The organism is Candidatus Methylomirabilota bacterium, from assembly GCA_035315345.1.
Lineage (GTDB): Bacteria > Methylomirabilota > Methylomirabilia > Rokubacteriales > CSP1-6 > CAMLFJ01.
The window spans coordinates 1-18,613 of record DATFYA010000108.1; the positions used below are offsets into that span (position 1 = coordinate 1).

An 18,613-nucleotide genomic window follows, 5' to 3' on the forward strand; every position below is an offset into this window, starting at 1 on the left:
GAGCCGGCGGTGAGGCCCTGCACCATGTATTTCTGGAAGATCAGCACGAGGAGCACCGCGGGCAGCGCGCCCAGGAAGCCGGAGGCCGCGATCACCGAGTAGTCCACGTTCACCTGGCCGTTCATCGCCGCGATCACCGGCGGCAGCGTGGTGGTGCCCGGCTTCGTGTTCAGCACCTGGGCCACCACGAACTCGTTCCAGCAGAGCATGAAGGTGAACGCCCCGCCCGCGACCAGCCCCGGGCCCGACACCGGCAGTACCACCTTGTAATACGCCTGGAAGCGGTTGCAGCCGTCCACGAGCGCGCTCTTGTCGAGGTCGGCGGGCACGGTCTCGAAGTAGGCTTTCATGATCCAGACCGTGAACGGCAGCGTGAACGAGCAGTACGCGACGATCAGCCCGGTCAGGGTGTTCTGCAGGCCGAGGGCGCGAAAGATCACGAAGAAGGCCGGGATCAGCACGATGGTGGGCAGCATGCGCGTGAACAGCACCGCGAAGAGCGAGAACGTCTTGAGCGGGAAGCGGAAGCGGGCGTAGGCGTAGCCGGCGGCGGTGCCGAGCGCCAAATTCACGACCGTGACCACCGAGGCCACGATGACGGTGTTGAGCATCGAGGGCAGGATCTTGGCCGCCTGGCCCTCGGCGTGGAAGCGCACGAGGCCCAGGATCATCCGGTAGTTCTCCAGCGTGATCTCGGGCGGCACGAAGGGCAGCGGCCGGGACAGGAGGTTCCGCTGGTAGGAGACGCTCGTGACGAAGAGCCACACGAAGGGACCGATCAGCCACAGCATCACCACCGCGAGGAGGGCGTAGAGGAGCGCGCGGCTCTGCGGCGAGCGGGCGCGCCGCCCGGCCGGCCGGGACCGTGGGCGCGCCATCGCGGTCGCCACCGTCAGGCCTCCGGCTCGAACCGCGCGAGGATCAGGCGGTGGTACAGGAAGGTCAGCAGCAGGCAGAGGCCGGTGAGGGTGTAGAGGATCGCGGTGCCCGGCCCGAACTTGAAGAACGCGAAGCTCGTCTGGAACCCGAGCCAGGAGATCGTGGTGGTCTCGTTGGCGGGGCCGCCCATGGTGAGGACGTAGATCAGGTCCAGCATGAGGAAGCCGTTCACGGTGCAGAGCACCAGCACCAGGAAGAGGATGGGGCGGAGCGCGGGCAGCGTCACGTAGCGGAAGCGCTGCCAGTAGCCCGCGCCGTCCACCTCGGCGGCCGCGTAGAGGTCTTCCGAGATCGACTGCATGCCGGCGAGGAACAGCAGCGTCGCGAACGGGGCCTGGTTCCACATGTAGACGGAGACGAGGACGTTCAGCGCGCTGAAGCCGTCCTTGAAGAACGCGATGGAGCCGGACAGCAGCCCGAGCCGCTGCATGTAGCCGTTGAACGCGCCGAACTCGAAGTCGAGGATGCCGATCCACAGGAGCCCGACCACCACGCGCGACAGCGACCACGGGATCAGCAGGAGGCTCCGCACGAGCGGGCGGCCCGCGAAGCGCTCGTTGAGAACGAGCGCGACCCCGAGGCCGACCAGGGTGGCCTCGATCACGAAGGCCCCCACGAAATAGAGCGTGCGCCAGAGCGAGGACCAGTACAGCGGATCGTCGAAGACCTGCAGGTAGTTCTTGAGCCCCACCCACCGGTACAGCGGCAAGCGCATCCCGAACAGCTCGACGGCGGGGCCGGTGGTGCGGAGCAGGTTGACGTCGGTGAACGAGAGCCAGAGCGAGTAGGCGAGCGGGATCGCCACCACCGCCACGATGGCGCCCACCGCGGGCGTCACCAGCAGCCAGGCGAAGGCCCCCTCGGGCAGTCGGAGCGCGCGGCCCCCGGGCCGGGACGCCGCCACCCGGCTCGGGATCCCCGCGGGGACCGGCGAGCGCAGCTCGCGAGCCAACTAGGCCAGCGACTTCTGCAGCGCGGCCAGCTCCTTGAGGCCCTTCGGCACCGTGGTCCCGCCGCGGATGATGTTGTGGACGATGGCCACCGCCTTGGTGTCGTACTCGCCGTACCACGGCTCCTTGTAGGCGGCGATCACGCGGCCCTTCTTGTACTGCTCGCGCAGCAGCTTGAGGTCGATCCAGCGGTCGTAGGAGGCGATGATCTCGGGGTGGTCGTACATCTCGGGGTACGGGTTGTCGAGGCCCGAGATCAGGCACCACTGCCGCTGCACGTACCAGTCGCCGTTGAGGTTGCCGCCGAGGAACCGGGTCAGCTTCCACGCGTCCTCGAGGGCCTTGCTCTTGGCGTTCACCACGTAGGAGTCGGTCCACATGTAGCTCGATCCGTTGCCCGGGTAGTTGGCCAGCTTGGCCTTCTTGGGGGCGAGCTTGGAGTTCTCCGGCTCCCCCGCGATCGTCTTCAGGTAGTAGGAGTGGTTGGTGTGATAGGCGTAGCGGCCGGTCCAGAAGATACGGTGGGTGTCGGTGGACGAGGTCTTGGTGAGCACCTCGGGGTTCACCAGCTCCGCCTTGTAGACTTTCTGCCAGCGCTCCATCGCGCGGGCCGCGCCCGGCTCCTGGTCCACGATCACGCGATTCTTGCCGTCGAAGACGTTCGCGCCGTCCGAGAAGCAATCGCTCATGAATTGCGGCATGGTCCCGGACGGGCTGTTGTTCCAGTTCGGCAGGTACGGGGTGTCGCTGACCTTGTCCTTCTTGAGCTTCGCGCAGTGCTCGACCAGCTCGCCCCAGCTCTTGGCCGGCGCCTTGATCCCGGCCTGCTGGAGCATCGGCTCGTTGTACATGAGCACGAAGAGGCTCGTGAAGTAGGGCAGCCCGAGCAGCTTGCTGCCGTCCTTGCTCTTCAGGCTGTCGAGGTTGGCCGGCGTCATCTTCTTCTTCAGCTCGTCCACCCCGGGGAGGTCGTCGACCGGTCGCAGCAGCCCGTTCTCGAACCAGCGCTCGCGGTTGTTGTGGGTGCAGTACATCACGTCCACGATCTCCCCCGAGAAGGCGCGCGTCTCCATGGTGGGGTGGTAGTTCGGCCACGGGATCGCCTCGTACTTCACCTGCCCGCCGTGCTTCTTGTTGTAGAAGTCGACGTAGTCCTTGACCGTGTCGGGCTTGAAGACCCACCCCGAGAAGTTGATGGGCTTGTCGGCCCGGGCGGGCCGCAGCGCGCCCTCCCCGGCCAGCATCGCCCCCGCCCCGAGCATTCCCGCCGTCCCGAGAAACCGCCGCCTGCTGATCGGGTTCATGACCACGCCTCCTCTAAGGGTGAGTGCGTCGGCAATGTCGAGCGTCGATCGGGTGCGCGCTGGCGCGATTCTGAAACCACCCTCCGCGGGTTGTCAACCGTGACGTAGCAGGGCGAGCGCCTCGTCGTGGAGGCGCCCGTTGGTGGCGAGCACCGAGCCCGCGTAGATGGTGGGACGGCCCGCGAAGTCGGTGAGGCGGCCGCCCGCTTCCTCCACGAGGATCTTCATCGGCGCCGCGTCCCACGGCTTGAGATCGGTCTCCAGGTAGACGTCGGACTTGCCGGAGGCCACGAGGCCGTAGCCGTAGTAGTCACCGAAGCCGCGCGTGCGGCCGCACCGGTCGACGATCCGGACGAACGGCTCCCAGTAGCCGGCCTGCCGCAGCAGGTGCAGGTCCGCGTGGAGCACCATGGCCCCGGCCAGGGTGGCCACGTCGGAGACCTTCAGGCGCTCGGTGTCGGCCCACGCCCCGTCGCCCCGGCGCGCCCAGAACATCTCGTGGCTCACCGGGTTGAAGACGACGCCCGCGGTCACCTCGCCCGCCTCCTCCAGCGCGATGAGGGTGGCCCAGATCGGGATCCGGCGGATGAAGTTCTTGGTGCCGTCGATGGGATCGATGATGAAACGGCGCTCCTTCGGCCCCTCTTCGCCAAACTCCTCGCCGAGGAAGCCGTAGTCGGGGAGCGCGCGACCCAGCACGCCCTTGATGGCCTGCTCCGCCTCGCGATCGGCCTGGGTGACCGGCGTCTGGTCGGCCTTGATGGTGACGTCGAAGCCGCCGCGGTAGTACTTCATGGCGATCTCGCCGGCGACCTGGGCTGCCGCGATCATCGCGGCCACCGTCTCGTGCATCGCCCGGGGCGCGGTCACTCCTGCCACTCGCCCCGCTCGACCAGGACCTCCTTGAAGACCTCGAGGGCCTCCACCACCACCGGCATGCCGCCGTAGGTGACCTGCTGGAAGATGACCTCGGTCACCTCCTGGCGGCTCGCCCCCACGTTCAGCGCGGCGTGGATGTGCGCGCGCACCTCGTTGCGCCGGTTCAGCACGGTGAGGGAGGCCACCGCGCACAGCTCGCGCTGCTTCTGCGAGATCACCTCGCGGCTGTAGAGCTTGCCGGTGAAGAACATGCTGAGCTCGCGGGCGAGGTCGCGGTCGAACTTCTTCCACGTCTCGAACCCGACGCCGCTCTTGATCGAGTGGAAGAGCATGCGGGCGGTCTTGCGGGTGGTTTCCTTGAGCGCGTCGTCCATGCGGATCTCCTCGTTCGGTTCGGGCTATAGTACCTTAATCACGACGCGTCCATCCCCCGTGGAAGGAGAATCGCATGGCCAAGATCGAGCGCTACGCCGCCAACGGTGTCTGGGATCCGCCGACCTACTCGCAGGGCGTGAAGGTGAGCGGAGCCCAGACCATTCTCTACATCGCCGGGCAGGTCGCCTACGACGCGGGCGGCAAGCCCGCCCACCCCGGCGACTTCAAGGCGCAGGCCCGCGCCGTCTTCCAGGCGGTGAAGGCCCAGGTCGAGGCGGGCGGCGGCACGATGGACAGCATCGTCAAGATCAACACCTACCTCACCGACATCCGGCACCGGGCCGATCTGGTTCCGATCCGCGAGGAGTTCCTCGGCAAGAAGTCGCCCGCCTCCACCCTCGTGGCGGTGGCCGCGCTCGCCATGCCGGAGTGGCTGATCGAGATCGAAGCGGTCGCGGTGCTGTAGGCCGGCGATCGTCGTGACCGCGCTCAATCCCTACATCTTCCGCGCCTACGACGTGCGCGGAAAGGTCGACGTCGACATCACGCCGCCCGTCTTCGAGCAGGTGGGACGGGCCTACGGCACGCTCGTGAAGCGCCGGGGCGGGCGCACCATCGCGCTGGGCATGGACAACCGCGTCTCGTCACACGCTCTGAAGGAGGCGTTCGCGGCCGGGGTCCTCTCCACCGGCCTCGACGTGGTGGACATCGGGGTGAACCACACCCCACTCCTGTACTTCGCCACCGCCCACTGGAAGCTGGACGGCGGCGCCACCATCACCGGCAGCCACAACCCGGTCTCCGACAACGGCGTGAAGATGGTCCACGCCGGGGCGGCGCCCCTCACCGAGGGCGAGATCCAGGATCTGCTCGCCCTCATCACCGCCGGCGACTTCGAGCGCGGCGCCGGCTCCCGGCGTCGCCGCGATCCGAAGGAAGATTACTTCGGCACCATCACCGGCCACGTGCGGCTGGCCCGGCGCCTGAAGGTGGTGGTGGACGCGGGCAACGGCATCGCGGGCGTCTTCGCCCCCGAGCTGCTGCGGCGGCTCGGCTGCGAGGTGGTGGAGCTGTACTGCGAGTCCGACGGCACCTTCCCGAACCATCTCCCCGATCCGGAGATGGAGGAGAACATGCGCGACCTCGTGGCCCGGGTGCTCGAGGTCCGCGCCGACGTGGGGCTGGCCTACGACGGCGACGCCGACCGGGTGGGCATCGTGGACGAGAAGGGCCGGCGGCACGAGGCCGACCTGCTGCTGGCCCTGCTCGGCCGCGACCTGCTCACCCGCCACCCCGGGGCCAAGATCGTCTTCGACGTGAAGTCGTCGCAGGTGCTGGTCGACGACATCACGAGGCACGGCGGCCAGCCGGTCATGTGGAAGACCGGCCACTCCCACCTCAAGCGGAAGATGCGCGAGGACGGCATCCTGCTGGGCGGCGAGGTGTCGGGGCACATGTTCTTCGGCGAGAACTGGTACGGGGTGGACGACGGCATCCTCGCCTCGTGCCGATTCCTGCAGCTGGTGGCCGGCGATACCCGGCCGGCCTCCGAGCACTTCGACACCCTGCCGCATCTGTACTCGACGCCGGAGCTGAAGGCCCCCTGCCCCGACGACAAGAAGTTCGCCCTGGTCGCCGAGCTGGCCCGCGAGTTCAAGGGCCGCTACGAGTCCATCGACATCGACGGGGTCCGCATCAAGTTCCCGGAAGGCTGGGGACTGCTGCGCGCGTCCAACACCAATCCGTATCTCACGCTGCGCTTCGAGGGCCGCACCGCGGCCGCGGTGGAGCAGATGCAGGGCATCGTCTACGACGCCCTGCGACGCTATCCCTACGTGACCTTGCCGTCCTGAAGGGCGAGGCGCACCGCCTCGTTCAGCCCGCCCGCGAGGCGGCAGTCGCGGGGCGCCCAGAAGCCCCGCGGGTCGAGCAGGATGCCGTCGAGGCCGGCCGCGCGGGCGCCCAGCACGTCCACCGAGTAGAGATCGCCCACGTAGACTGCCTGCGCGGCGGCCACCCCGGCTTCGCGCAGCCCGAGGTGGAAGATGCGCGGGTCCGGTTTCTCGACGCCCACCACCGAGGAGTCGATGATGAAGTCGAGATGGACGGCCAGGCCCGTCTCCTCCAGGATGGAGCGCACCGAGCCGTTGGAGTTGGAGATGACCCCGGCGACCAGGCCCGCCTCCCGCACGCGGCGCAGCGCGCTCGCCGCCTCGGGATCGGCGCGCGTCCAGAGCCCCACCGGCAGGTTGTAGCCACGACGCCACCGTGCGATCGCGTCGATCTCCGCCTCGTCGGTGACGGCCAGGTGCTCCAGCAGATAGCGCAGGTAGCGGCCGTGAGTGGTGGTGCTCTCGGTGGAATTGCCGGGGGCCAGATGCGGGTCGAGGCGCACGCGGGCCCGCAGCTCGGCCTCCTCCACCTGCTCGACGGTCACCGCGCGTCCGCGCGCGCGCAGGTGCTCGACGATGACCGCGTAGTTCATGCGCAGGAGCGTGTTGCCGGCGTCGAAGATGATCGCGCGCACGGACTCATTATAATGGGGCCGCTCATGACACTCCCTCCGCTCCGCCTGGTCGCCGAGGCGTGGGCCGATCACGGTGGGCCGCTCCGCCCCGAAGGCTTGAGCCCGCTGACCGTCGGACTGCTCGCGGGCGCGCTCACCCTCGCCGCGGGCGTGCTCGTCGTGATCATCGTGATGCGGCTCTCGCGCAAGCCGTCGTCGCCGGAATGACCGGCTTCGGCGTGATCGCGCGCTGGCTGCATCTCGCCGGCAGCCTCGGGCTGGTGGGCCTGGTCACCGCGCTGCTGCTGGCCGGCCGCGCCGATCATCCCACCGCGCGGGCGTGGGAGTCGCGCATGATCCGCTGGGCGCGCGCGCTCGCGGTGCTCGTGCTGACCACCGGCGTGGCCACGCTCGCCTTCCAGGCCGCGGTGGTCACCGGCCGCGCCGGCGCGGCCCTCGACATCGGCGAATGGATCCGGCTGCTCGGCCGGAGCCAGTTCGGCACCGTCTGGCTGGTCCGCCACGGCGTCCTGCTGCTGCTGGCCGCGCTCCTGCTCCTGCGGGAGCGCGAGCAGAGCGCCGCCGACCGGCTGGCCCTCCGCCTCGAGGCCGGCCTGCTCGCCGCGGTCGCCGCCGGCGCGATGGCGTGGGCCGGTCACGCGGCTGCGGTCGAGCCGGGCGGGCTGACCGCCGCGCTGCTCGACGCCCTGCACCTCCTCGCGGCCGGCGCCTGGTTCGGCGCGCTGGCGCCCCTCGTCGTCCTGCTGCGCGAGGCCTCCGCGGAGCGCGGACAGGACGCGCGGCCGTTCGCGGTGGTCGCGATGCGCGCCTTCTCGCGTCTGGCCCTCGTGATGATGACGCTGGTCGTGCTCACCGGCCTCGCCAACAGCTGGTTCCAGGTCGGCGGCATTCCCGCGCTGGTCGGCACGCGCTACGGCGGGCTACTGCTGCTCAAGGTCGCGCTGCTGATCCCGATCCTGATCCTCGCCCGGCACAACCGGAGCCGGCTCCTGCCACGCCTGTCCGGCGACGGCGAGACCATCGGCCGGCCCGCGATGGCGCGCCTCGGCCGGTTCGTCGCCGCGGAGGCCGGACTGGGCCTGCTGATCCTGCTGATCACCACCGGCCTCTCGCTGTCGCCGCCCGCGGTGCACGATCCGATCTGGTGGCCGTTCTCGCTCCGCTACTCGTGGGACGCCGCGGCCTCCCTGCCCGGCGGCGTCAGCCGCGTGCTGATCGGCGGCCAGATCGCGGTGATCGGGGTGCTCGCGGTGATCGTGGGGCTGCTCCTGCGCTCCTGGCGCGTGCTGCTGGTGGGCGGCGGAGTCACCGCGCTCGCCCTCGGCCTCTGGGTCGCGCTCCCGCCCATGACCGTCGACGCGTATCCCACCACCTATCGTCGCCCCTCGGTGCCGTACCAGGCGGTGTCGGTGGCGAGCGGTCAGACGCTCTATCGCGCGCACTGCGCGACGTGCCACGGCGCGGGCGGCCGTGGCGACGGGCCGGGCGGCGCGGGCCTGCCGAAGCCGCCCGCCGATCTCACCGCGGCGCATGCCGCGCAGCACACCGTCGGAGACATGTTCTGGTGGCTCACCCACGGCATTCCCGCGGCGGGCATGCCGCCCTTCGGAGCCGTGCTCTCCGAGGAGGACCGCTGGGACCTCATCAACTTCATCCGCACGCTCGGGGCGGGCGAGCGCGCGCGGCCGATGACCGACCTGGTGCCGCCGGGTCGGCCCTGGCTGGTGGCGCCGGACCTCACGATCGTGGTGGGCCCCGCGCCCCCCCGGAGCCTGAAGGAGCTGCGGGACCGCTGGATGGTCCTGCTCGTCCTCTTCACGCTGCCGGAGTCGCGAGCGCGCCTCGTGCAGCTGGCGGAGAGCTACAACTCGCTGCAGGCCCTCGGCGCCGAGGTGATCGCGGTCCCGCTCGGCGACGGCGCCGACATCATTCGCCGGCTGGGCGCCGAGCCGCCGATGCTCTTCCCGGTGATCACCGACGGCGCCGCCGACATCGCGACGACCTACCGGCTGCTCTCGCGCGGGCTCGGCCCGGCCGCCGCCGCGCCGGCGCTGCACGCCGAGTTCCTGGTGGATCGTCAGGGCTACGTCCGCGCGCGCTGGCTCCCCGGCTCCCCCGGTCCCGGCTGGGACACGATGCAGACGCTGGTGGACCAGCTCCTCCTGCTCGACAAGGAAGCGCCGGCGGGCCCCGCGCCCGACGTGCACGTACACTAGGCCGGCCATGCGACTCTGGCGCGTCGTGCTCCTGATCAATCTGGCCCTCGCCCTGGGCCTGATGCTGGGCTATCTGGCGTGGGGCCGCGAGGTCTCGCGGCTCGGCCGGGAGCTGGACCAGGCGCGCCGTCAGCAGGCGGTGGGCGACGGGCGCTCCTGGCAGTCGCGCGGGGTGGTGCGCGCGGTGCTGCCCGAGCTGAACGTGGTCGTGCTCACCCACGACGAGCTGACCGGCTACATGGGCTCGATGACCATGGGCTTCCGGGTGCACGACCCCAAGCTCTACGATGGGCTCGACATCGGCGACGTCGTGCGCTTCACGCTTTCCGGCACCCCGCCCAACGTGGAGATCACCTCGATCGTGAAGCAGGCGCAGTGACATCGCAACTGGTCGCGCTGGCCCTCGCGCTCACCGCGGCCTGCGCGCCCGCCGCGCACGCCGCGCACGGCGGCGTGCCCCGCGTGGCCTACACCGAGCCCGACTACCTCAAGTGGCTGATCGAGTCGCGCCAGCCGGTGGTGGTGGTCGACCTGCGCACCGCCCAGGAGTTCGAGGCCGGCCATCTGCCCGGCGCCATCTCGGTGCCGATGACCGAGCTCGACCGGCGCTTCGGGGAGATCCCGACCTCGCCGATGGTGGTCCTCTACTGCCGGTGCTCGGTCGAGGAGGCCGCCACCGCCTACGCCTTCCTCGAGACCCGCGGCTATCTCAATCACGTGGTGCTGCAGGACGGCCTCGACGGCTGGCTGCGGCGCCGGTTTCCCGTCGTGAAGTAGCCGCCAGCCGTCACCGTCGCCGCTCCTGGGAGGAGCGCGAGCCGCGCGGCTTGCCGCCGCCGCGCGTTGCGCGTATAAGTACGAGCCAGGCATGCTTCCCCCGCCCGCGCTCCGCTCGCATCCCCGCGCCCGCTCGGTGATGGCCGCGCTGCTCCTGCTGCTCATCGCGCTGGCCGTTCCGGTCGAGGTGAGCCAGCCGATCCACCGGCACGACGCAGGCACCGTCGGGCTCTACAACGAGGAGCACGTCCTCGCGAGCCTGGACTCGGTGGTCGGCGACGTGCCGCTGCCGGATTGCCGCCTCGCGGTGTTCATCGCCCTCGTGGCCGAGGCGCGCGTCACCGCCGCCGGCGCGCGGCTCTCCGCGCCGGTCCTCGATCTCGCCGACTCCCGCGCTCCGCCCCCCGCCTAGCCCCTCCGTTCGGTAGCGCGGTCGACGCCCGCGGGCCTCGCCCCCGGGCGCCCATTCATTCCTCACACGGAGGCGTCCATGCGTGCACTGATCGCCATCGGCCTGATCGTCGTCGGCGCGGCCTTGCCCGGTCCCGCGGCCGCCCAGGAGACGGAAGCGATCCGACGAGAGCTGGAGGAGATGCGGCGGCAGTTCGAGACGATGAAGGAGGGCTACGAGCGGTCGATCAACCAGCTGAGCGAGCGCCTCAAGACGCTCGAATCCAGACCGCCCGAACCCGCCGCCCCCGCCGGGGCCCCGGCGGCCGCGGCGCCCGCGCCCCCGCCGCCCACCGTGGCCCAGCCCGCGCCGAGCCCGGCGTCCTCGGGCCCCGCCATCAACGCCGCCGATCTGGCCCGCCCGCGCCAGCCCTTCGCGCTCTACGAGCGACGCGGGGCCGGGCAGCTGCTCTTCGACATGGGCGTGGCCGGCGACTTCGTCGGCAACCTCACCCAGCGCAACGTGGAGAAGAACGCGGGCGGCACGTTCTCCGGGCTCGAGAACCGCTTCTTCCCGCGCGAGATCGAGCTGAGCCTCTTCGGGCAGATCGATCCCTACGCGCGGGCCGAGGTGCGGCTCGAGGCGGGAGAAGAATCGCGCGGGGACGTGTCGGTGCGCCTGGCCGAGGCCTACCTCGAGCTGTTGACGCTGCCCTTCGGCACCGGCGCCCGCATGGGCCAGATGCGCAATCGCTTCGGGCTGACCAACGCGACTCACGAGCACGATCTGCCGTTCATCGACCGCCCGAACGTGTACACCCAGTTCTTCGGCGAGGACGGGCTGGTCGAGAAGGGCGTCGAGGCCACCTGGGTGCCGCCGTTGCCCTTCTTCGTCGAGGTGCTGGGCGGCGTCTTCGACGGCGACAACGACGTGGCCTTCGGCCGGGGCAGCCTGCAGTTTCCGCTGGTGACCGGACGCGTGCGCACCTTCTTCGATCTCGACGAGTGGGGCGCGTTCCAGCTCGGGGCCTCCATCGCCAACGGACAGACGCCCGATCAGCTGAACAGCCAGATCATCGGCGCGGACGCCAAGTACAAGTACCGGCCGGACGGCTGGCCGCACCCACTCGTCACGGTGGCCGGCGAGTACCTCTACAGCATCCGGCAGGCCCTCGTCACCGACGCGCTCACCGCGACCCAGCAGAAGCGGACGCTCGAGCGCGACGGCTGGTACGTGTACGGCGAGCTCCAGCCGTTCCGCTTCGGCGCGTGGAGCCGCTGGGCCCTCGGGTTCCGTTACGACCGGACGCAGTATCCGGTCAATCCCGGGACGGAGTGGGCGGTGCAGCCGTATCTCAGCTTCATGCCGTCGGAGTTCCTGCGCTTCCGGCTCGGCTACAAGCACACCGACCGCTCGACGTGCTGCAGCTATCTCGGCTTCCAGGACCACGGGGGCAGCGCGAAGCAGGTCGACGAGTGGCTGCTGCAAGCGACGTTCATCCTCGGCGCCCATCCGGCGCATCCTTTCTAGAAAGGAGACGGCCATGCCGATCATCGCGCGAGCGCTGCTGAGCGCGGCGCTCCTCATCCTGGGTCTCGGCGCCGGCCCCGCACCCGCGGCCGGCAAGATCCGGGTCGTCGCCACCACCACCGATCTGAAGGCGCTGACCGAGGCGGTCGGAGGCAAGCTGGTGGACGTCGACGCCCTCGCCCGCGGCAACCAGAATCCGCACGATCTCGAGGTGCGCCCGAGCCTGATGGTGAAGGTGCGCCAGGCCGATCTCCTGATCGTCAACGGCCTCGAGCTGGATCAGTGGGCCGAGGTCGTCGTGCAGGGCGCCAACAACCCCAACGTGATCCCGGGCGCGCGGGGCCGCGTCGACGCGTCCAGCGGCGTGCCGCTGCTCGAGGTGCCGCAGACGCGCGTGGATCGCTCGATGGGCGACGTGCATCCGGTGGGCAATCCCCACTACACCGCCGACCCGGGCACGGTCGGCGTGGTCACCGCGAACATCCTCGCCGGGCTGGCGCGAGTCGCGCCCGAGCAGCGGGCGACCTTCGAGCGCAACCGCGAGGAGTTCCTCGCCCGGCTCGATCGCGCGCTGGCCGGATGGTCGGCGGAGATGGCGCCCTTCGAGGGCGCCCGGATCGTCGTGGATCACAACATGTGGCCCTACTTCCTGGCCCGATTCGGCCTGGTGCAGGCCGGATCGATCGAGGAGCGCCCGGGCATTCCCCCGACGCCCGCCCATCTCACCCGGCTGATCGCCTCGATGAAGGAGGACAAGGTCCGCCTGATCCTGACCGTGCCGTGGGGCGACCAGAAGCTCGCGGCCCGGATCGCCCAGGAGACCGGTGTCCGGGTGGTCGTCGCGGCCTCCGCGGTGGGCGCGGTGAAAGGCACTGACGGCTACCTCGAGACCATCGACTACAATGTGAAGTCGATCGCCCAGGCCATGAAATGATCGCGGTCTCGACGCACGATCTCCTCGCCCTGATGTGGCTGCCGTTCCTGATGTGCCTCGTCCTCACCGGCATCCACGCCTATCTCGGCTTCCACGTGCTGAGCCGCGAGGTGATCTTCGTGGACATCGCGCTCGCCCAGATCGCCGCGCTGGGCGCGACCGGCGCGTTCCTCGTGGGCTTCGAGCTGGACACCTGGGAGTCGTACGCGGCGGGCCTGGGCTTCACGATCCTCGGCGCGCTGGTGCTGGCCCTCACGCGCAGCCGCACCCGCCGCGTCTCGCACGAAGCGGTGATCGGCGTGGTCTACGCGGTATCCTCCGCGGGCGCGGTCCTGCTCGCCGACCGCACGCCGCACGGGGCCGAGCATCTGCGCGGCATGCTGGTGGGCAGCATCCTGAGCGTCAGCGGGAGCGAGGTGCTCGAGGTCGCGATCCTCTACGCGCTGGTCGGCCTCTTCCACTGGCTTTGCCGCCGCCCCTTCTTCCTGATCTCCACCGACCCGGAGCGCGCCTACCGCGAGGGGTGGGCGGTGCGCGGCTGGGACTTCCTCTTCTACGCCTCGTTCGGGGTGGTCGTCACCTCGTCGGTCCGCATCGCGGGCGTCCTGCTCGTGTTCTCGTACCTGATCGTGCCCGCCCTCGCCGGCATCCTCCTGGCGAGCCGCATCGGAACCCGCCTCGTGGTGGGCTGGCTCTTCGGGGCGGGCGTGAGCGTGGCCGCGATGCTCGCCTCCGCGGTGCTGGACCTGCCGACCGGCGCCACCGTGGTCTGCGCCTTCGGCCTCTGCCTGCTCGCCCTCGGCCTCACCACGCGGGTGCAGCGACGCCGATGGGCGTGACCCGGCACGGCCTCTCGCTGGCTCTGGCCACGCTCGCGGTGGCCGGCTGCGAATCGGGCGGCCCGCCGACGAAGCCACAGGTCGTGGCCACCGTGTATCCGCTCTGGGAGTTCTCGCGCCAGGTGGCCGGGGCCCGCGCCGACGCGGTCGCGCTGGTCCCACCGGGGGTGGAGCCGCACGATTGGGAGCCGTCGCCGCGCGACGTCTCGCTGACCCGGCGGGCCAGCGTCCTCGTCCACAGCGGCACCGGCCTCGACGCCTGGTCGCAGAAGCTGCTGACCGGCGGCGCGGGGCCCCGCGTGGTGGTGGATGCCAGCCGCGGCCTCGATCTCATCCGGTCGGGCGGCGTGGTCGACCCGCACGCGTGGCTCGATCCCCGGCTCGCGCGCGCGCAGGTGGAGGCCATCGAGGCCGGCCTCGCGCAGGCCGATCCGCCCGGCCGCGCGACCTACTCGGCCAACGCGCGCGCGTACGCGGCCCGGCTCGACGCGCTCGACCGGGCGTTCCGCGAGGGCCTCCAGGACTGCGCCCGGCGGGACCTGGTGACCGCGCACGCCGCGTTCGGCTACCTGGCCCGGCGGTATCGGCTGACCGAGTGGCCGGCGATGGGCCTGACCCCCGAGGCCGAGCCGAGCCCGGCGGACCTGGCCGCGCTCGTGAGACGGGCGCGCGAACTCAAGGTGACCCACGTCTTCTACGAGCCGCTGGTGAGCCCGCGCATCGCCGAGACGCTGGGTCGCGAGATCGGCGCCCGGCCGCTGCCGCTCGATCCGGTGGAAGGGCTCACGCGACAGGATAGCGAGGCGGGCCTCGGCTACGTCGAGCTGATGCAGGCCAACCTCGCCAACCTGCGCACCGCGCTCGATTGCCGCAAGCCGGTCGGCCCGTGACCGCGCGCATCTGCTTCGTGACGTGCCGGCGCTGGCCCGAGATCTCGGAGAGCGATCGGCTGGCCCGGCGCGCGCTCGAGAGCCGCGGCGCCGTCGTCGAGGCCCGTCCGTGGAACGGCCCCGGGACGGAGTTCGGCGGCTTCGACGCGGTGGTGCTGCGCTCGAACTGGGAATACCACCTGGACCCCGAGGGCTTCCGCGCCTGGCTCGACGGCGTCGAGCGGGCCGCCGCGCGGGTCTGGAACCCGCCGGACCTCGTCCGCTGGAACCTGAGCAAGCGATATCTGATCGCGCTGCAGGGAGCCGGCGTGCCCACGATCCCGACCGTGCTCTTCGATCCCGCCGAGCCCGGCGACGGCCTCACCGCCCTGCTCGAGCGTCGCGGGTGGCAGCGCGCGGTGATCAAACCGGAGGTCGGGGCTTCCGCGCACGAGACCCGGCTCGTCACACCGGCGACTGCGGCGGAGAGCGCCGCCGAGGTCGCGAGCGGGGCCATGCACCTGCCGGTGCTCGTCCAGCCGTTCATCGAGGAGATCGAGACCCGCGGCGAGTGGTCGCTGATCTTCATCGACTCGCTCTTCACCCACGCGGTGCTCAAGCGGCCCGCCCCCGGGGACTTCCGGGTCCAGCCGCGGCTCGGAGGGACGGTCGAAGCGGGCCGGCCGCCCGACGACGCGCTCGCCGCCGCCCGCACCGCATTGGCCGCACTGCCGTGCCCTCCGCTCTACGCGCGCATCGACGGCGTGGCGACGCGCGACGGCTTCCGCATCATGGAGGTCGAGGTCAACGAGCCGGGCCTCTTCTTCACCCACGGGCCCGAGGGCGCCGAGCGCCTGGCCGCCGCGATCCTCCGCGCGCTCTGATCGCCCGAGCCGCCGCGCGCGTCGGCGCGTCGGGAGTGCTATAGTCGCCCGGGTCCCCCATGAGACTCGTCGGCTTCCAGGTGCAGATGTATCGCTGTGTCATGGATTCCACCTGGATTCCGGTCACGCCGCTCACCGTGCTGGTCGGCAAGAACGAATCCGGCAAGACCGCGGTCCTGAAGGCGCTGCACAAGCTCAACCCGTTCCATCCGGAGCCCTATCACCTGCGGGAGTGGCCGCGCGGCCATCGGGGCGCCCGCTCGACGGACCAGGTGGCCTGCACCGCCGAGCTCGAGCTGTCCGCAGCCGAGGAAGCCGATCTGGCCGGCCTGATCGGAACGGCCGGCCCGCTCAAGCGCGTGAAGGTGACGCGCGACTACGGGGGGACGCTGACGGTGGTCTTCCCTCCGTCGGTCGGCGCGGAATCGATTCCCCCGAGCGCGCACGACTACGTCGTCTCGCACCTGCCCACCTTCGTCTATCTCGACGAGTACGGGATCTTCCGGGGTCACGCGATCCTGAACCAGGTCCAGCAGCGCCGGGACGAAGGGACCTTGACCGACGAGGACCGCACGTTCCTCACCATTCTCGACGAGGCGGGCCTCGACCTCGATCGCGAGACGCAGGCCGCGGCGGCCGCCTCGAAGGAGGACCGCCAGTACGATCTCAGCGACGCGGCCGCCACCCTGACCCGCAAGCTCGCCGACCACTGGACGTCGCGGCGCTACGAGCTGGACTTCCGGGTGGACGGCTTCGAGTTCTTCACCTTCGTGAAGAGCGATCGGGACCGCGCGCTGACCCGCCTCGAGGAGCGGTCGCGCGGGTTCCAGTGGTTCTTCTCCTTCGACCTGATGCTGATGCACGAGACGCGGGGCCGGCTGAAGGAGTGCGTGATTCTCCTGGACGAGCCGGGCCTCCATCTCCACCCCCAGGCCCAGCGCGATCTGCTCGAGCGGCTCGCCGGCTACACGGAGACGAACACCCTGATCTACACGACCCACCTGCCCTTCATGGTGGACCTGACGCGCCCGAAGGGGATCCGCGTCATCGGCGAATCGGAGGCGGGCTCGGTGGTCTCGGAGGACCTGGGCCGGAGCGAGCCCGAGGCCAAGGCGGTGCTGCAGGCCGCGCTCGGCATCCAGGGCCGGCTGGGCCACCCGGTGGCCGAGCGCAACCTGGTGGTGGAAGGCGCCGACGACGCGTGGTTCCTCACCGCGCTCTCCAACCTGATGATCCGCTCCGGATTGGCCGGCCTCCCCGCCGACCTGATGATCAGCGCGGCGGGCACGCCGTCGGAGGTGACCGCGCTCGCCGCGTTCCTGGCCGGGCAGAGCTCGCAGGTGGTGGCCCTCTACGACAGCGACGCCGCGGGCAACGCGGCGAAGGACGAGCTGATCAACGACTGGCTGGTGCGCTACCGCGGAGGCAAGGCGGGCGCGCTGAGCGTGGGCCCGGCCATGAAGGTCATGGGCCGCGACGTGTCCGTCGAGGATCTGTTCCCCGAGGACTTCTACCTCAAGCACGTCCTCGAGGTCTACAAGCAGCCGCTCGCCGGCGCGGGAACGACCGCGGTCACGCTGCCCGCCGGCACCCAGCTGGTGAAGCGCGTCGAGGCCTTCTTCCACGGTGTCGGCGTGCCGTTCAACCGCGGCGCGGTGGCCCGCCGCATCTGCGAGGAGATCAATCGCATGCGATCGACCGATCACCTGCCCACGTCCTCGAAGCCGAAGGTCGAGGCGTTGATCGCGGCGATCAACAAGGCCCTGGAATAGCCGACCGAGCGGGTACAATGTGGAGGCCATGGACCCGATCGTCGTCGCTCGCTGGCGGGCACTCTGCCTCGTCATGCTCGGCGCTTTTCTCGGGATGAGCGTGGTCATCTACGCGATCGGCCTCCTGCCCGGCGACGGCTCGCTGCATCGGGAGGTGCTCCTGGCCCGCGGCACCCTCGCCCACGCGATCGCCCGCTGGACCAATCACGGCGGCCGGTGGGAATTTCTCGGCCCCGCGATGATCGTGCTGCTCCTGTGGTCGCCGATCGCGCGCCGCCGCTGGTGGCTCTGGTGCGGCACCCTCCTGCTGTCCGGGGCGGTGGAGCAGCTGTTCAAGCTCGTGGTGGGCCGTCCGCGTCCGCGCGGCGTGAACTGGGGATTCCCCAGCGGGCACGTCACCGCGATCGCCACCTTCGTGGTGCTGATGCTCTACGTGCTGTCGCGCGAGCGGGTGTCGCCCGCGGCGCGGCTGGCGCTGCTCGCGGTCTCGATCGTCCTGGTGGGATCGGTCGGCTACGCGCGCATCATCCTCAACGCGCACTGGCCCTCCGACGTGCTGGGTGGCGTCTTGCTCGGGGGCGGCTGCGCGGCCGCCGCCGCGTGGTGGGACGCCGCGCATCCGGCTGGCCATCCTCGGACCCGGACCGCCGCCACCGACACCGTCCGGATCGGCGGCTAGCGTGCGCTCCTTCGTCGAGCTGGAGGACGTGGACTTCGTCTACGGCGCGACCCCGGTGCTCGAGCGCATCAACCTCACCGTCGAGCCCGGCGACTTCCTCGGCATCATCGGCCCCAACGGCTCGGGCAAGACCACCCTCCTCCGCATCGTGCTCGGGCTCTTGCCGCCGGCTCGTGGCTCGGTGCGCCTCTTCGGCCACGCGCCCGCCGCCTTCCGGCAATGGGGACGCCTCGGCTACGTCCCCCAGAAGGCCACGCTCGATCCGGCGCTCCCGGTGACGGTGCGCGAGGTGGTGGCCACCGGCCTGCTCCCGTCGCTCGGCCTGTTCGCGCGGATCGGGAAGGCGGAGCGGCAGCGCATCGGCGAGGTCCTGGGTCAGGTGGGCATGGAGCGCCACGGCGCGGCGCGCATCGGCGCGCTCTCGCCCGGCCAGCAGCAGCGCGTGCTGATCGCGCGCGCGCTGGTGTCCAAGCCCGAGCTGCTGATCCTGGACGAGCCGACCGGCGGGGTGGATCCGGAGGCCCAGACCAGCTTCTACGCCCTGCTGCACCATCTCCACCGCGAGCGCGACGTCACCCTCATCCTGGTGAGCCACGACATCGGCGTGGTGGCCAAGGAGGTCACGAAGCTCGCCTGCCTCAACCGCCGGCTGATCTTCCACGGCCGCCCCGGCGATTTCCTCGGCGACGCGGCCCTCGCCGCGCTCTACGGTCCCGCGGTGCGCGTGGTCAGTCACGACCACTAGCTC

The 18,613-nt window shown here is 70.7% G+C and carries 21 protein-coding genes; 15 read left to right on the forward strand and 6 right to left on the reverse strand.

All coding sequences use genetic code 11. The features are described 5' to 3' along the window. The 5 genes from VKN16_14775 to VKN16_14795 all read right to left on the reverse strand — a co-directional run. Positions 1–890: carbohydrate ABC transporter permease (locus VKN16_14775; protein ID HME95469.1), on the reverse strand; the 890-nt coding region annotated here is incomplete at its 3' end. A 2-nt stretch (positions 891–892) separates the two neighbouring features. Next, positions 893–1,891 carry a sugar ABC transporter permease gene (locus tag VKN16_14780; GenBank protein ID HME95470.1) on the reverse strand — a complete coding sequence of 333 codons (999 nt, stop codon included), beginning with the start codon at positions 1,889–1,891 and terminating at the stop codon, positions 893–895. Continuing rightward, the gene (locus tag VKN16_14785; GenBank protein HME95471.1) at positions 1,892–3,193 is read right to left on the reverse strand and encodes a substrate-binding domain-containing protein; all 1,302 of its coding nucleotides are present in this window, start codon (positions 3,191–3,193) and stop codon (positions 1,892–1,894) included. Between the two features lie 93 nt (positions 3,194–3,286). Further along, on the reverse strand, positions 3,287–4,063 hold the full coding sequence (locus VKN16_14790) for an inositol monophosphatase family protein (protein ID HME95472.1): 777 nt from the start codon (positions 4,061–4,063) through the stop codon (positions 3,287–3,289). Beyond that, the gene (locus VKN16_14795; GenBank protein HME95473.1) at positions 4,060–4,446 is read right to left on the reverse strand and encodes a carboxymuconolactone decarboxylase family protein; all 387 of its coding nucleotides are present in this window, start codon (positions 4,444–4,446) and stop codon (positions 4,060–4,062) included. The genes VKN16_14790 and VKN16_14795 overlap by 4 nt, the downstream gene beginning before the upstream one ends. A gap of 74 nt (positions 4,447–4,520) precedes the next feature. Here VKN16_14795 and VKN16_14800 point away from each other — a divergent pair, with 74 nt between their 5' ends. After that, positions 4,521–4,913, forward strand: coding sequence for a RidA family protein (locus VKN16_14800; protein ID HME95474.1), 393 nt, complete (start codon positions 4,521–4,523; stop codon positions 4,911–4,913). A 13-nt stretch (positions 4,914–4,926) separates the two neighbouring features. Then, positions 4,927–6,300, forward strand: coding sequence for a phosphomannomutase/phosphoglucomutase (locus tag VKN16_14805; protein ID HME95475.1), 1,374 nt, complete (start codon positions 4,927–4,929; stop codon positions 6,298–6,300). Here VKN16_14805 and VKN16_14810 read toward each other — a convergent pair. Next, on the reverse strand, positions 6,279–6,974 hold the full coding sequence (locus VKN16_14810; protein HME95476.1) for an HAD-IA family hydrolase: 696 nt from the start codon (positions 6,972–6,974) through the stop codon (positions 6,279–6,281). The two genes, VKN16_14805 and VKN16_14810, sit on opposite strands and share 22 nt — an antisense overlap. Before the next feature lie 24 nt (positions 6,975–6,998). On the opposite strand from VKN16_14810, the gene VKN16_14815 reads away from it, so the two are divergent. The 13 genes from VKN16_14815 to VKN16_14875 all read left to right on the forward strand — a co-directional run bounded on the left by VKN16_14815 (position 6,999) and on the right by VKN16_14875 (position 18,610). After that, positions 6,999–7,181: a hypothetical protein gene (locus tag VKN16_14815; protein HME95477.1), complete on the forward strand. Its 183-nt coding sequence runs from the start codon at positions 6,999–7,001 to the stop codon at positions 7,179–7,181. Further along, positions 7,178–9,190 carry a CopD family protein gene (locus VKN16_14820; protein ID HME95478.1) on the forward strand — a complete coding sequence of 671 codons (2,013 nt, stop codon included), beginning with the start codon at positions 7,178–7,180 and terminating at the stop codon, positions 9,188–9,190. Before VKN16_14815 ends, VKN16_14820 begins: the two co-directional genes overlap by 4 nt. 7 nt (positions 9,191–9,197) lie before the next feature. Beyond that, on the forward strand, positions 9,198–9,569 hold the full coding sequence (locus tag VKN16_14825; GenBank protein HME95479.1) for a copper-binding protein: 372 nt from the start codon (positions 9,198–9,200) through the stop codon (positions 9,567–9,569). Further along, positions 9,566–9,967, forward strand: coding sequence for a rhodanese-like domain-containing protein (locus VKN16_14830; GenBank protein ID HME95480.1), 402 nt, complete (start codon positions 9,566–9,568; stop codon positions 9,965–9,967). The genes VKN16_14825 and VKN16_14830 overlap by 4 nt, the downstream gene beginning before the upstream one ends. A gap of 91 nt (positions 9,968–10,058) precedes the next feature. Next, the gene (locus tag VKN16_14835; GenBank protein ID HME95481.1) at positions 10,059–10,379 is read left to right on the forward strand and encodes a hypothetical protein; all 321 of its coding nucleotides are present in this window, start codon (positions 10,059–10,061) and stop codon (positions 10,377–10,379) included. 78 nt (positions 10,380–10,457) lie between these two features. Beyond that, the gene (locus VKN16_14840) at positions 10,458–11,888 is read left to right on the forward strand and encodes a hypothetical protein (GenBank protein HME95482.1); all 1,431 of its coding nucleotides are present in this window, start codon (positions 10,458–10,460) and stop codon (positions 11,886–11,888) included. Between the two features lie 13 nt (positions 11,889–11,901). Beyond that, positions 11,902–12,822, forward strand: a complete 921-nt coding sequence (locus VKN16_14845) for a metal ABC transporter substrate-binding protein (GenBank protein ID HME95483.1) — start codon at positions 11,902–11,904, stop codon at positions 12,820–12,822. Further along, positions 12,819–13,661: a metal ABC transporter permease gene (locus tag VKN16_14850; GenBank protein ID HME95484.1), complete on the forward strand. Its 843-nt coding sequence runs from the start codon at positions 12,819–12,821 to the stop codon at positions 13,659–13,661. Before VKN16_14845 ends, VKN16_14850 begins: the two co-directional genes overlap by 4 nt. Further along, positions 13,652–14,551, forward strand: coding sequence for a zinc ABC transporter substrate-binding protein (locus VKN16_14855; GenBank protein HME95485.1), 900 nt, complete (start codon positions 13,652–13,654; stop codon positions 14,549–14,551). The genes VKN16_14850 and VKN16_14855 overlap by 10 nt, the downstream gene beginning before the upstream one ends. Further along, positions 14,548–15,414, forward strand: coding sequence for a hypothetical protein (locus VKN16_14860; protein HME95486.1), 867 nt, complete (start codon positions 14,548–14,550; stop codon positions 15,412–15,414). Before VKN16_14855 ends, VKN16_14860 begins: the two co-directional genes overlap by 4 nt. 59 nt (positions 15,415–15,473) lie before the next feature. Further along, the gene (locus VKN16_14865; GenBank protein HME95487.1) at positions 15,474–17,186 is read left to right on the forward strand and encodes an AAA family ATPase; all 1,713 of its coding nucleotides are present in this window, start codon (positions 15,474–15,476) and stop codon (positions 17,184–17,186) included. 28 nt (positions 17,187–17,214) lie between these two features. Beyond that, complete coding sequence (locus VKN16_14870; protein HME95488.1) at positions 17,215–17,865, forward strand: phosphatase PAP2 family protein; 651 nt, start codon at positions 17,215–17,217, stop codon at positions 17,863–17,865. 1 nt (position 17,866) lies between these two features. Next, complete coding sequence (locus VKN16_14875) at positions 17,867–18,610, forward strand: metal ABC transporter ATP-binding protein (protein HME95489.1); 744 nt, start codon at positions 17,867–17,869, stop codon at positions 18,608–18,610. Positions 18,611–18,613 lie beyond the last annotated feature (3 nt).

What these genes read in the sequence shown, in the direction of transcription:
- VKN16_14795 (HME95473.1), bottom strand. Translation starts at nt 4,446, where the DNA reads ATGGACGACGCGCTCAAGGAAACCACCCGCAAGACCGCCCGCATGCTC.
- VKN16_14785 (HME95471.1), bottom strand. Translation starts at nt 3,193, where the DNA reads ATGAACCCGATCAGCAGGCGGCGGTTTCTCGGGACGGCGGGAATGCTC.
- VKN16_14800 (HME95474.1), top strand. Translation starts at nt 4,521, where the DNA reads ATGGCCAAGATCGAGCGCTACGCCGCCAACGGTGTCTGGGATCCGCCG.
- VKN16_14850 (HME95484.1), top strand. Translation starts at nt 12,819, where the DNA reads ATGATCGCGGTCTCGACGCACGATCTCCTCGCCCTGATGTGGCTGCCG.
- VKN16_14825 (HME95479.1), top strand. Translation starts at nt 9,198, where the DNA reads ATGCGACTCTGGCGCGTCGTGCTCCTGATCAATCTGGCCCTCGCCCTG.
- VKN16_14870 (HME95488.1), top strand. Translation starts at nt 17,215, where the DNA reads ATGGACCCGATCGTCGTCGCTCGCTGGCGGGCACTCTGCCTCGTCATG.
- VKN16_14835 (HME95481.1), top strand. Translation starts at nt 10,059, where the DNA reads ATGCTTCCCCCGCCCGCGCTCCGCTCGCATCCCCGCGCCCGCTCGGTG.
- VKN16_14840 (HME95482.1), top strand. Translation starts at nt 10,458, where the DNA reads ATGCGTGCACTGATCGCCATCGGCCTGATCGTCGTCGGCGCGGCCTTG.
- VKN16_14855 (HME95485.1), top strand. Translation starts at nt 13,652, where the DNA reads ATGGGCGTGACCCGGCACGGCCTCTCGCTGGCTCTGGCCACGCTCGCG.
- VKN16_14845 (HME95483.1), top strand. Translation starts at nt 11,902, where the DNA reads ATGCCGATCATCGCGCGAGCGCTGCTGAGCGCGGCGCTCCTCATCCTG.
- VKN16_14820 (HME95478.1), top strand. Translation starts at nt 7,178, where the DNA reads ATGACCGGCTTCGGCGTGATCGCGCGCTGGCTGCATCTCGCCGGCAGC.
- VKN16_14865 (HME95487.1), top strand. Translation starts at nt 15,474, where the DNA reads ATGAGACTCGTCGGCTTCCAGGTGCAGATGTATCGCTGTGTCATGGAT.
- VKN16_14815 (HME95477.1), top strand. Translation starts at nt 6,999, where the DNA reads ATGACACTCCCTCCGCTCCGCCTGGTCGCCGAGGCGTGGGCCGATCAC.